Genomic DNA, 13,397 nt, shown 5'->3' on the forward strand with positions numbered 1-13,397 from the left:
AATGTTTTTGGCAGAATAAGGGCTATGTTACAATGAAATAAGTCAGACCTTTCACTAGGTGAAGTATTGTTGTATACATATATTTGAAAGGGGAAGAATTATGAAAAAGCATTTATATATAAATGGAGATTGGAAGTCTGTAAACACGTATAAACCATTATACGCACCATACTCTGAAGAAACATTAGCGGAAATTGCACAAGGAACGGAAGAAGATGTAAAAGAGGCTGTTATTGCTGCAAAAAATGCAATGAAAGAAATGAATACGTTATCTGCATATGATCGTGCGACTATTTTAGAGAAAGTCGCACAAAAAATGGATGAAAGAAGAGAAGAATTTGCAGAAATTATTGCAAAAGAGGCTGCAAAACCAATACGTGCTGCAAGGGGAGAAGTAGATCGTACCGTTCAGACATACAAATTTGCAGCTGAAGAAGCGAAGCGTATATACGGTGAAACACTACCGCTTGATGCAGCACCTGGTGCAGATGGGCGTATTGCATACACAATACGTAAACCGATTGGGGTTATAGGGGCGATTACACCATTTAATTTTCCATTAAATTTAGTGGCACATAAAGTGGGCCCCGCAATTGCTGCTGGAAATACAGTTGTATTAAAACCAGCTGATCAAACGCCTCTATCATCTTATGCATTAGTTGAACTATTTGAAGAAGCAGGATTGCCAAAAGGGGCTTTAAATATTATTTCTGGTCCTGGTTCAACTGTAGGCGAAGCAATAGTTACAAATGATGATGTTGCTTCCATTACTTTTACGGGAAGTCCGAAAGTTGGACTTGGAATTAAGGCAAAGGCTGGGTTAAAGCGAGTTACGTTAGAACTAGGATCGAATGCCGCTGTTATTATTGATGAAGATGTTGAATTAACAGATGAATTAATTGAACGAGTAAAATGGGGAGCATTTGTTAATAATGGACAAGTTTGTATTTCGGTACAACGCGTTTTTGTACATGAAGAGAGAATGGATGAATTTCTATCGAAGTTACAGAAAGCGATGGAAACAGTTGTTGTTGGTGATCCGCTGATTGAGGAAACGGATGTATCAGCTTTAATTTCGAAAAAAGATGTCGACCGTATCGATAACTGGGTGCAAGAAGCAGTTAAAGAAGGAGCGAACGTTTTATATGGTGGTAACAAACGTGATGAAAGGATTTTTGAACCTACTGTATTAACGAATGTTCCAAAGCATGTATCTGTACAGTGCCAAGAAGTATTCGGTCCACTTATGACAGTAAATACATTTAAAGAATTTGATGAGGCTATAGAGCAAGTAAATCATTCACGTTACGGTCTACAAGCAGGTGTATTTACAAATAATTTGTTTAAAGCTATGCGTGCAATTGATGAGCTTGAAGTTGGTGGTGTCATGATAAATGATATTCCAACGTTCAGAGTAGACCATATGCCTTACGGGGGTGTGAAAGAAAGTGGTACGGGGCGTGAAGGAATTAAATATGCAATCGAAGAAATGACAGAAATGAAATTAGTGTGTATTAAAAAATAAAGGAACTAGAACTTAAACATCGCAAAAAAACGAGTAGGAAATGTTTACGATTCCATACTCGTTTTTTTTTTGTTTATTTGACGTTTCTTAGAATGATTTCATTTAATCAAGTGTACCTTTTACTTCATTTCTTGTTTGAAAATAGCATCTTCTACATAAATTTGTTCTTTGTCGACAGCAGTGCTATGAGATAATACTAAACCGATTGGTGTTTCTGTACCTTTATTTTGAACAATTGTAAAAGGAACATTTTTTTCGTTCGCTAATTTAATGTATTTTGATAAATGTGGGTAAGCAATGCCACCATTTAGGAATATTTGTAATGATTGAGAAGAGCGCATGCTACTAGCTACTTCAGAATATACATTACTTTGCATTACTTGACCGATAGTTAAAGCGATTTCTACACGCTCACGTAATGTAGTTAAATACATATTACGTTCTTCTGGTTTGTTTTGCTTTTGGCCGTAAATGCCTTCTTGGAGATAATCTTCCACATTTTTATTTACCATATTTTTCACACCTTTCCTTTTCTATTGTACGAAAGAATGAAGCAGGATGCAAAAAAAGTCGCATCGAATATAAAAAATTTGAATGAAAGGAAGGAAAATGGAATGTATCAATCTAAACAATTAATAAAGTTATAAAAATTTTATCAACACATATTAACAAAATGTGACAATAATCTATTAACGAATCATGTTTTTTGTGTTAATATTCAAAATATAAAGGGTGTTCGTCGCATGGAAATGGAGGAATGGAGGTTTTTCCAATCGATAAGGATATTAAAGAAGTATTTTGTTCGCACTTGAAAAACAACAGGCACCAATTCGTTGAGAACTGGAAAAACAAAATGATAATTTCCGATAAAGATCCATTTAGACTAGAAGCAGTTCAAAATGGAGAGGATTTATTAGAGTTTATTATTGAACTTACTATGGAAGAAAAAGATATAAATTATCTTCAGCCATTATGCGAGAAAATTGCTATTGAACGTGCAGGAGCAGATGCGAATATAGGTGATTTTGTTTATAATGCAAATGTAGGAAGAAATGAGCTTTTCGAAGCGATGTGTGAATTAGATGTTAGTGCACGTGAATTGAAACCAATTATGGCCCAAATACATACTTGTTTTGACAAATTAATTTATTACACTGTTTTAAAATACTCGGAAATTATATCAAGAAATTTAGAGGAAAAACAGCAATATATTAACGAAACACATAAAGAAAGGCTGACAATTTTAGGGCAAATGTCAGCTAGTTTTGTACATGAATTTCGTAATCCGCTTACTTCCATTATGGGGTTTGTCAAATTATTAAAGGCAGACCATCCTAGTTTATCGTATTTAGATATTATTTCTCATGAATTAGACCAATTAAATTTTCGCATTTCGCAATTTTTACTCGTATCGAAAAAAGAAATGTGGACTGAATCTGAACGGTTTTGGCTAAATGATTTGTTTCAAGACATTATACAGTTCTTATATCCAAGTTTGGTCAATGCAAATGTTTCTATTGAAAAGAATTTGCCATATCCAATTCCGCTTACTGGTTATCGGAGTGAAGTGAGACAAGTATTTTTAAATATATTAATGAACTCAATTGACGCTCTTGAATCAATGAAAGAAGAACGAAAAATTATCATTGATGTATTTGAAGAAGATCAATCGATTCGGATTGTAATAAAAAATAACGGGCCAATGATTCCAGCTGAAAATGTAGAAACGATTTTTGAACCATTTGTAACTACTAAAAAGTTAGGAACTGGTATTGGGTTATTTGTATGTAAACAAATTGTAGAAAAGCATAATGGGTCCATCATGTGTCGTTCAGATAATGATTGGACAGAATTTCAAATTGCATTTCAAAAATAAACAGTCTACACCAAATGAATGGTGTAGACTGTTTTAATTCGTAAGTATAACGGCTTCTAATTTAGGATCTTTCGTTGAATAACCTAAAATTGAAATTGTATAAATAATGTTCGGTTCGACTTTGAAATCCGGTATAGTTAGTAAGACACTTTGATGATCTGCGAGTGAAACTTCTATATCCGCTGTACCAGGGCTAACTTCTAAAAAATCTGTTATTTGTTTAAAGAGTACATTTTCAAATAAATGATCGCCAGCTTTTAAACTTACATTTACAACAGGGGTATCGGGAGAAAAGTGTGCAAAGCGTATTTTTGCCTGGCCTGCTGGTAAATGAGTATTATCAAGCATAGGTTGTAATTGTAGATGATTATCACTATTTATTGCGGCAAAAGTATAAGTGTGATTTCCCATTATTGGTACTAAAGCTGAAAAGATGGGCGTTTCATTTCCAACAGGAACGATATCTATTCGGTACTTACCTTGTACTAATGTTAAATAAGGACTAAATTGTTTAAATGAAATATTTTTAATTACCTTTTGCCCGTTTACTAAAATGTCAACGGCAGGTGTATTTGAAGCAGAGTGAAAAAATCTTATGTGCGATGGTAAAGCAGCTTCTTGTGAATTTCTTTTTTCGTATGCCTGTACAAGATTCGTAAGCGCATCATAATATTTCATATATAGTTCTACATATTTTTTTGGATTATGAAATTGATAGTAACGAGCGAGCTGTTCGTAACGTGCAGCTTCTTGTCCATATTTTTCGATTTCAGATTGAGACATGAACATTCCTCCTTTGTCATCATTAAAACTATATGCTTAGCAAGAATGAGGTTATGCGAAAAAATTGTTTTTTAAAGGAGAAAGGTTGAAAATTAATAATAAGTATTTTTTAAGGATAAGCTAAGTTTAGGTGAACGAGAGTTATAATTTTCTAGAGGATACAAAAATATATCATCCATATTGGCAGAGGAAGTGTGTATTTCGAAATGAAAAATTTGAGAGCATAACACGTGACATGTCGAAACCATGTCCTGAAACCCTTAGGAAACTAGGGATTTTTTTAATTATGGGCAAATACACATACAAAGTAATAATTGTCCTACATAAATTATAAAGGAAAGGTAGTTTGAAATTAAGGAAAGGAATGAAACTTTGGGATGGGGATATCCCGCAAGGAATTGTGAATGGAGTTATGGACGGTTTTGTGCTTTATACTGTAGGATGAATTGTGATTTTGTAATACTATTGTTTCTATTTATGTTAGCAAGTGACGGTATTAACTGATAACAGAGCGTCGTGCCGAACTGATTAATGTGGTTAATCGGTTCTTTTTTTATTGTATAAACCAGAGCGAAGTATATGTGAAATATTGGTTTCTATAAAAATAATTGCTATGCATTTAGTAGGATTAATTGTCGAGATTTGTTTAAAAATATGCAATATAAAGTAGGAGAACAGGAAGGAGTTTAAAGGGAGTTTCGTCGAAGTTTACACAATGTCGGCATTTGAGGGAAGCTGACATTATGTTAGAAAAACATTTAGTGAAGCGTTAATTTTATATAAGGGAGGGTTATTTGAGCATATAGATAAGGGTTGGTCTTTGAATTAAGTTCTGAATTTTCTGTTTTTAAAATTGGTATTTAGCACTCATTTGTATATTTTATAATAGTTTTTTGATAAATTCACTGCTTTCGCAGAGGGTTCTTTTTTATGAAAGAAACGTCAATTTTCTTCATATATATATACAAATTGGAGAAATGGGGGAGCGCTATGCGCGATTACTTAATTAAACCACTTGTTGGTCAGCCGTATCCAATGATTTCACATGGAAAAGGTGTCTATTTGTATGATCAAAACGGAAATAAATATTTTGATGGCTCGTCAGGAGCAATTACGGCAGGTATTGGGCATGGCGTAAAGGAGATTGCGGACGTTATCAAAAAGCAAGCTGAGGAGATTGCTTTCGTTTATAGATCACAGTTTACGAGTGAACCAGCTGAAAAATTAGCTAAGAAACTAAGCGATTTAAGTGTAGGAGATTTGAACTGGAGCTTTTTTGTAAATAGTGGTACGGAAGCAAATGAAACAGCTATGAAAATTGCAATCCAGCATTTTCAAGAGCGAGGTATTCAAGGGAAACATAAAATATTGTCACGATGGATGAGTTATCACGGTATTACGATGGGAGCCTTATCAATGTCTGGGCATCCACTGCGTAGACAACGTTTCGTGTCAATTTTAGAAGATTATCCAACTATTCCAGCTCCATATTGTTTTAGATGTCCAGTACAAAAGGTATATCCAACTTGTCAGCTTGCTTGTGCGACTGAACTAGAAAGATCAATTGAAAGGATTGGAGCAGAACATATTGCGGCTTTTATTGCTGAACCGATTATTGGAGCAGCTGGAGGTGCAGTCGTTCCGCCGAAAGAATATTATAAAGTTATTAAAGACATTTGTAGTCATTACGATATTTTATTTATTGCTGATGAAGTAATGACTGGGCTTGGGCGTACTGGTGCATGGTTTGCGATGGAGCATTGGGGTGTAGAACCGGATATTATGACCCTTGGTAAAGGTTTAGGAGCTGGATACACACCGATGGCAGCGACGGTTGTAAGTGACCGTGTTATGGAGCCAATTTTACGAGGATCGCGTTCTGTTATGAGTGGACATACGTTAAGTGCAAATCCATTATCTGCAGCAACAGCTCTAGCTGTTATTGAATATATGGAGAAACATAATCTACCTGAAAAAACAGCGGAAAAGGGAGAGTATTTAATAAAAGGATTACAGAAAGTTCAGCAACAATCGACAATCATTGCTGATGTGCGTGGAAAAGGATTGCTGATTGGAGTAGAATTGCAACCGTTTACAAAAGCGTCGGAACTTATTTCGGTTGCAGCTAAAAATGGTCTTCTTTTATACCAAGCTGTTTCAGGGCAAGCAGGAAAAGAAGATAGTGCACTGCTTGTAGCACCGCCAATGACAACTACATATTCCGAGTTAGATGAATTACTTTCAATTTTTGCAAAAAGTGTAGAAGAAATGATGCAAAAAGGAGGGCATAGTATCGCATGACAACTATTACGAATACATTCGGTAAATTAAAAGAGATAGAGGAAGTAATTTCTTTGTTCCACGATGATATGACATTAATGTTTGGGGGATTTGGGGGGATTGGATCCCCTCCATCATTAATACAGGCGATTTTAGAAAAAGGAGTTACAAATTTAAATTTAATAGGAAATGATACGGGGTTTCCTGATGTAGGAATTGGTCGTCTCGTTACGAATGAAAGAGTAAAATCATTAATTACTTCTCATATCGGTTCAAATCCAAATGCAGGAAGACAGCTAAACGAAGGAAGGTTACAAATTGAGTTTTCTCCCCAAGGAACACTAGCAGAGCGTATTCGCGCTGGTGGTGTAGGACTTGGTGGTGTATTAGTTGATGTAGGTGTTGATACGATTGTAGAAGAAGGAAAACGTACTGTTGAAATGAATGGTAAAACATATTTAGTTGAAACAGCATTAACTGCTGAGGTTGCGATTGTATATGCGAAAAAGGCGGATCCGTTCGGTAACCTTGTGTTTGATAAGAGTGCTCGTAACATGAATCCTCACGTTGCTATGGCCGGGGATATAACGATTGTAGAAGCAGAAGAAATTGTTCCACTTGGAAGTTTAGATCCAGAAGAAATTGTTGTCCCAGGAGTATTTGTAAATTATATCGTACCGTCGGAAGGAGTGAATTGGAAATGGGTATGGGCGTAGAAGTGAGAGATAAGATTGCTAGACGTGCGGCGAAAGAAATACAAAATGGCATGATTGTAAATTTAGGTATTGGTATACCATCGCTTGTACCGAATCATTTGCCTGACGATATAAACGTTATGTTTCATGCGGAAAATGGAATTGTAGGTATGGGACCTACGCCAAGCAAAGGAAATGAAGACGAAAATTTATGTAACGCAGCAGGTTTGCCAACTTCTCTTATTACAGGAGCAAGTTATTTTGATAGTTGCACAGCGTTTGGGATGATTCGAAAAGGTTTACTAGATATAACGATTCTTGGTTCATTACAAGTAAGCGAGAATGGTGATTTAGCAAACTGGATTGTTCCAGGGAAACGTGTTCCAGGTATTGGAGGAGCAATGGATTTAGCTCAAAAAGCGAAGCGGGTCGTTGTTGTGATGAATCATGTCGATAAATACGGAAATGCAAAAATTGTTTCGGAGTGTACATTACCATTAACTTCAAAAAAATGCGTAGATTTAATTATTACGGATATGGCAGTAATGGAAGTAACGCAGGGTGGACTTATTTTACAAGAATTGATGAGCCCATACACAGTGGAAGATATAAAACAACATACAGAAGCGGATTTTAAAATTGGCTCTAACTTACTAGTAATTGAATGAGGGGAGATATAATATATGGAGCAATTAAAAAAACAAGTTTGTGATTATATTGAGAGTCATGAAGAAGAAAGCGTAAAATTTTTAAAACGATTAATTCAAGAAAAGAGCGTATCTGGTGATGAAAGTGGTGCGCAGGCAATTGTGATTGAAAAATTACGTGAGCTAGGCTTAGATCTTGATATATGGGAGCCATCATTTTCTAAAATGAAAGATCATCCTTATTTTGTTTCACCGCGTACAAGTTTTTCAGATAGCCCGAACATTGTGGCAACCCTTAAAGGAAGCGGCGACGGGAAATCTATGATATTAAATGGGCATATTGATGTCGTACCAGAAGGAGATGTGAATCAGTGGGACTATCATCCTTATAGTGGTGAGAAAATAGGAAATCGTATATATGGTCGTGGAACGACAGATATGAAGGGCGGCAATGTCGCATTAATGCTTGCGATGGAAGCAATTATTGAATCTCGTATTGAATTAAAAGGAGATATTTATTTTCAAAGTGTAATAGAAGAAGAAAGCGGCGGAGCAGGAACATTAGCAACTATATTACGAGGATATAAAGCAGATGGTGTTATTATTCCGGAGCCAACAAATATGAAGTTTTTCCCGAAACAACAAGGATCCATGTGGTTTCGTCTACATGTGAAAGGGAAAGCAGCACACGGTGGGACGCGTTATGAAGGAGTAAGTGCAATTGAAAAAAGTATGTTTGTTATAGATCATTTGAGAAAGTTGGAAGAGAAGAGAAATGACCGAATTACAGATCCATTATTTAAAGGAATCCCGATCCCAATTCCAATTAATATTGGGAAAATTGAAGGCGGTAGCTGGCCAAGTTCTGTTCCTGATTCGTTAATTTTAGAAGGAAGATGCGGTATTGCGCCGAATGAGACTATAGAGGCAGCAAAAGAAGAGTTCGAGAATTGGATCGCTGAATTAAATGGTGTGGACAGTTGGTTTGTTGAAAATCCTGTAGAAGTGGAATGGTTTGGAGCAAGATGGGTTCCAGGTGAACTAGAAGAAAATCATGAGTTAATTACAACGCTTGAACATAACTTTGTTGAAATCGAAGGGAACAAACCGATTATTGAAGCATCACCGTGGGGGACTGATGGAGGTTTATTTACACAAATCGCAGGTGTACCAACGATAGTATTTGGCCCAGGAGAAACGAAAGTAGCGCATTATCCAAACGAATATATAGAAGTTGATAAAATGATAGCTGCCGCGAAAATTATTGCATGTACATTACTAGATTGGTGTGAGGTGAAAAAATGAAATACTATGAATCTTTTAGAGAACAGACGAATGGCTATACAGTAGAAGGCGTTTTGGACTATTTTAATAAACGTATTCGAGTAGACCACTACACAGGAAATATTGAGAGAATTATCCAAACAATTGACGAATTAGCAGAGAAACATTCTTTCACTAAATGTATTGTTAAAGGAAAGGGAGAGCATGTTTCAACATGGCTCTCTTTCGGTTTTTTATTAGAAGCAACAATACCACATTATTTTCAAGGTCACGATGCATACTTCTTCGTGAAATTTAATAATGATGAAAGACGAAATAGTATTCATTGGGCTGAGGAAGATACCATTTTAAGCGGTGTAAAAGCAAAAGAAGTAAAGGAAAAAACAGTTCCGGAAAAATTCCTATTAAGAAAAGCGACAGAAGAGGACGCAGAAGAATTAGCAGCTGTCTTTGGAGAAGTATTTGAAGTGTATCCGACTCCTTTAAACGAAGCGAGTTATGTAAAACAAACGATGAAAGAAGACGATACAATTTACTATGTGTATGAATTCGAGGGGAAAATAATTAGTACAGCGTCTGCAGAAATGAATATAAAAGAAGGAAATGCAGAATTAACGAATTGTGCGACCTTACCCGAATATCGTAAACATGGGTTTATGAAAAGTTTATTAATTAAGTTAGAAGAAGAACTTCAAGAAAAATCGATTTTCTGTTCTTATACAATTGCTCGATCGCTTTCTTTCGGAATGAATGCAGCCTTTCATCAGTTAGGCTATACGTATACGGGAAGATTGGCGAACAATTGCTACATTTTTGATAAGCTAGAAGATATGAATATATGGGTAAAAGATTTGTCTAAATAGTACGTTATAAAAATAGAGCGGAATCGTCATGCTTATAATCGCACATAGGTATGCCGGAAATTCGGCATAGTATTTGCTGAATTTTCGGCAAGAGGGGGGATGACATTGCTAGCAGTTTCGACACAAGAAGTCATTGAGGCGATTTTGGGCAGTATTGATGAGGCTATACACGCAGTAGATGAAAATGGTATTACAATTTTCTATAATACTGTAGCTGCAAAACACGATGGATCAAAAATTGAAAAAGTGTTAGGTAAACATTTGTTAGAAGCGTTTCCTTCTTTATCTAGGGAAACAAGTACGTTGATGAAAGTATTAGATACAAAAAAGCCAATCGTTCATCAAGTGCAGCACTATCAAAACTTAAATGGGGAAGACATTTGTACAGTAAATACGACGTTACCTATTTTCATAGATGGAAATATTGCTGGAGCTGTTGAAATTGCAAAAGATTATTCCACAGTACAAAAACTTACCGATACAATAGTCGATTTGCAGTCGAAAATAAAGCGGTCATCTAGAAAAAAAGCGGTCAAAAAGGATGTTGCATTTGAGACGATCGTGACGAATGATGCTCGGTTTAAACAGACGAAAGAATTAGCACAAAAAGTAGCCCCAACTGATGCGAATGTTTTAATATATGGGGAAACAGGAACAGGGAAAGAGTTATTTGTACAAGCGATTCATGAAGCCTCTAAGCGGAAGAACAAGCCGTTTATTGCACAAAACTGTGCAGCTTTGCCAGAGTCTCTATTAGAAAGTTTATTGTTTGGAACGACGAAAGGTAGTTATACGGGGGCAATTGAACGAGCGGGATTATTTGAACTTGTAGATGGAGGGACATTGTTTTTAGATGAACTGAATTCAATGCCACTCGATTTACAAGCGAAAATGCTACGTGTATTAGAAGATGGTGTTATTCGTCGTATTGGTGATAATAAGACGAGAAAAGTAGATGTTCGCGTTATTACCGCAATGAATCAGCCGCCAGAAATATGTTTAAAAGAGAATAAAATTCGCACTGATTTATACTATCGATTAAATGTCTTTTCATTATATATTCCGCCGCTCCGTGAAAGAACGGAGGATGTATTATTGTTAGCGTCTTATTTTTTGAAAGAATATAATAAAAGTTATAAAAAAGGTGTACTTCAAATGGATAAGGAAGCGAAAGAAAGACTACAAGCTTACCAATGGCCTGGAAATGTTCGGGAGTTAAAACATACGATTGAACATGCTGTCATTATTGCAGAAGGGAATACATTAACAGCCAATTGTTTACCGCGTACATTTCGGAAAGAGAGTTTTCCAAAGAAGAAGGGCATATTGCCTCTTAGAGAAGCACTTCATCAAACGGAAAAAAAATTAATAGATCAAGCGTTAATTGAAACAGAAGGGAATATATTACAGGCTGCAAAAATGTTAGGTATCCCTCGTCAGACGCTTCAATATAAACTGAGTAAGTACGACAAAACCGCCGAATAATTGGCGGTTTTTGTGTGTTTGCACCAATAAAAGAGCGTTTACATATATAAAAAGTAATGAATATGATAGTATGTATGGATTTCATACAGTGCTTAAAAATATTTTTTTCGCTTATATAATAGGGTTATCCGTACGTTTACTTATCAATAAAGTAAAGTTGGCATAACTATTGCTTATATAAAGGATGAGCGTATAAAAAGGGGGAATAGCAATGTTACATGATGTATACAAACCAAATCGTCACTGGAAGGATATCGAATTATGGAAAGATGTTACTGAAGAGCAATGGAATGATTGGGTTTGGCAATTAACGAATACGATCAAAACGTTAGATGACTTAAAGAAAGTGATTAACTTAACACCTGATGAAGAAGAGGGCGTTAAAATTTCAACGAAAACGATCCCGTTAAATATTACACCGTACTATGCTTGGTTAATGAATCCTGATGACCCACGCTGTCCGATTCGGATGCAATCTGTACCGATCTCGGAAGAGTTATATAAAACAAAATATGATTTAGAAGATCCGCTTCATGAAGATGAAGATTCACCAGTTCCAGGGTTAACACATCGTTATCCTGACCGCGTACTATTCTTAGTAACGAATCAATGTTCTATGTATTGTCGTTACTGTACACGCCGTCGTTTTAGTGGACAAATTGGAATGGGTGTGCCGAAGAAACAATTAGATGATGCAATTGCTTACATTCGTGAAACACCACAAGTACGAGATGTATTAATCTCTGGTGGTGATGGTCTTCTTATTAACGATAAAATTTTAGAATATGTATTAAAAAATTTACGAGAGATTCCGCATGTTGAGATTATTCGTATCGGAACGAGAGCGCCGGTAGTATTTCCGCAGCGTATTACAGAAAACTTATGTAACATTATTAAAAAATATCATCCAGTATGGTTAAATACACATTTCAATACATCTATTGAAATTACTGAAGAATCGAAAAAAGCATGTGAAATGTTAGCGAATGCTGGTGTTCCAGTCGGAAACCAAGCAGTAATTTTAGCTGGTATTAATGACAGCGTTCCAATTATGAAAAAACTAATGCATGACTTAGTAAAAATCCGTGTACGTCCATATTATATTTATCAATGTGACTTATCTGAAGGTATTGGTCATTTCCGTGCACCAGTTTCTAAAGGTCTTGAAATTATTGAAGGTTTACGCGGACATACGTCTGGTTATGCAGTACCAACATTCGTTGTTGATGCACCAGGAGGAGGCGGTAAAATTGCGCTTCAACCAAACTATTTAATCTCGCAAAGTGCAGATAAAGTTGTACTTCGTAACTTTGAAGGTGTTATTACAACGTATCCAGAGCCAGAAAGCTACATTCCAGGAAGAGCAGAAGGGTACTTTAAAGAAATTTATCCAAACTACGAAGAAAAACGTTCAGATGTTGGTATCGCAGGCCTTATGAGCGATAAGAAATTTAATCTTGTTCCAGACGATTTACAGCGTATGAACCGTCGTAAAGACTATGAGGATAATGAAACGCATGCAACATTAAAAGATAAACGTGATAAGCGCGACCAATTGAAAGATAAAAAATATCAAGCACAAATGGCTAAATTAGAAGAAAACGACAAAAAAACTGAGGGTGATGCAGTATGAATTGTATGTGGTGTGACAGTACAGAAGCAAAAGAAAGCTTAAATACTGTATATTGGGAATTACCAGATGGTACGAAAGCCATTGAAATCCAAGAGACACCATGCATTTCTTGTTCCTCATGTGGTATGGACTATCAATCAGATCAAACAGTGAAAGAAATAGAAGATCAATTGTTTCTAATTTATACGAAAGACTTACCAAAACAACTAACATATGAAGAATTAATGGGAAGACCACGTCTATTAAAAAGAAATTATTTCGACTTTTAACCAGCTTTTATGCTGGTTTTTTTCTTTTTTGCCTTGTATAATGTACCCAAGCTAGAA

Annotated in this window: 12 protein-coding genes; 10 read left to right on the top strand and 2 right to left on the bottom strand. The window is 35.8% G+C overall.

What is annotated here, in order from left to right; all coding sequences use genetic code 11:
- Window positions 1-100: 100 nt before the first annotated feature.
- Window positions 101-1,525, top strand: a complete 1,425-nt coding sequence (locus ACTFSI_RS15595) for an aldehyde dehydrogenase family protein (RefSeq protein ID WP_440045470.1) — start codon at window positions 101-103, stop codon at window positions 1,523-1,525.
- 119 nt (window positions 1,526-1,644) lie between these two features.
- Here ACTFSI_RS15595 and ACTFSI_RS15600 read toward each other — a convergent pair whose 3' ends face one another.
- Entirely contained in the window at window positions 1,645-2,037 is a 393-nt protein-coding gene (locus ACTFSI_RS15600) for a YueI family protein (RefSeq protein ID WP_000247572.1), read from the bottom strand.
- A gap of 245 nt (window positions 2,038-2,282) precedes the next feature.
- Here ACTFSI_RS15600 and ACTFSI_RS15605 point away from each other — a divergent pair, with 245 nt between their 5' ends.
- Window positions 2,283-3,401, top strand: coding sequence for a BA2291 family sporulation histidine kinase (locus ACTFSI_RS15605; RefSeq protein ID WP_000451748.1), 1,119 nt, complete (start codon window positions 2,283-2,285; stop codon window positions 3,399-3,401).
- Window positions 3,402-3,434: 33 nt separating this feature from the next.
- Here the strand turns inward: ACTFSI_RS15605 and ACTFSI_RS15610 are convergent, their stop codons facing one another.
- Complete coding sequence (locus tag ACTFSI_RS15610; protein WP_000083263.1) at window positions 3,435-4,184, bottom strand: DUF4397 domain-containing protein; 750 nt, start codon at window positions 4,182-4,184, stop codon at window positions 3,435-3,437.
- A gap of 990 nt (window positions 4,185-5,174) precedes the next feature.
- On the opposite strand from ACTFSI_RS15610, the gene ACTFSI_RS15615 reads away from it, so the two are divergent.
- The 8 genes from ACTFSI_RS15615 to ACTFSI_RS15650 all read left to right on the top strand — a co-directional run bounded on the left by ACTFSI_RS15615 (window position 5,175) and on the right by ACTFSI_RS15650 (window position 13,340).
- Entirely contained in the window at window positions 5,175-6,485 is a 1,311-nt protein-coding gene (locus ACTFSI_RS15615) for an aspartate aminotransferase family protein (protein ID WP_001205894.1), read from the top strand.
- Entirely contained in the window at window positions 6,482-7,180 is a 699-nt protein-coding gene (gene atoD, locus ACTFSI_RS15620) for an acetate CoA-transferase subunit alpha (RefSeq protein WP_000208105.1), read from the top strand. Before ACTFSI_RS15615 ends, atoD begins: the two co-directional genes overlap by 4 nt.
- Window positions 7,165-7,827: a CoA transferase subunit B gene (locus tag ACTFSI_RS15625; RefSeq protein WP_000525283.1), complete on the top strand. Its 663-nt coding sequence runs from the start codon at window positions 7,165-7,167 to the stop codon at window positions 7,825-7,827. The genes atoD and ACTFSI_RS15625 overlap by 16 nt, the downstream gene beginning before the upstream one ends.
- A 15-nt stretch (window positions 7,828-7,842) precedes the next feature.
- Window positions 7,843-9,111: a peptidase gene (locus ACTFSI_RS15630; RefSeq protein ID WP_139895487.1), complete on the top strand. Its 1,269-nt coding sequence runs from the start codon at window positions 7,843-7,845 to the stop codon at window positions 9,109-9,111.
- On the top strand, window positions 9,108-9,953 hold the full coding sequence (gene ablB, locus ACTFSI_RS15635; RefSeq protein ID WP_270364439.1) for a putative beta-lysine N-acetyltransferase: 846 nt from the start codon (window positions 9,108-9,110) through the stop codon (window positions 9,951-9,953). Before ACTFSI_RS15630 ends, ablB begins: the two co-directional genes overlap by 4 nt.
- A gap of 99 nt (window positions 9,954-10,052) precedes the next feature.
- Window positions 10,053-11,438, top strand: coding sequence for an arginine utilization transcriptional regulator RocR (gene rocR, locus ACTFSI_RS15640; protein ID WP_001997445.1), 1,386 nt, complete (start codon window positions 10,053-10,055; stop codon window positions 11,436-11,438).
- Between the two features lie 211 nt (window positions 11,439-11,649).
- Window positions 11,650-13,071: a lysine 2,3-aminomutase gene (ablA, locus tag ACTFSI_RS15645; protein WP_000902136.1), complete on the top strand. Its 1,422-nt coding sequence runs from the start codon at window positions 11,650-11,652 to the stop codon at window positions 13,069-13,071.
- Window positions 13,068-13,340, top strand: coding sequence for a YokU family protein (locus tag ACTFSI_RS15650; RefSeq protein WP_000995764.1), 273 nt, complete (start codon window positions 13,068-13,070; stop codon window positions 13,338-13,340). Before ablA ends, ACTFSI_RS15650 begins: the two co-directional genes overlap by 4 nt.
- Window positions 13,341-13,397 lie beyond the last annotated feature (57 nt).

It is taken from the genome of Bacillus cereus group sp. MYBK101-2 (assembly GCF_051918845.1).
GTDB lineage: Bacteria > Bacillota > Bacilli > Bacillales > Bacillaceae_G > Bacillus_A > Bacillus_A paranthracis.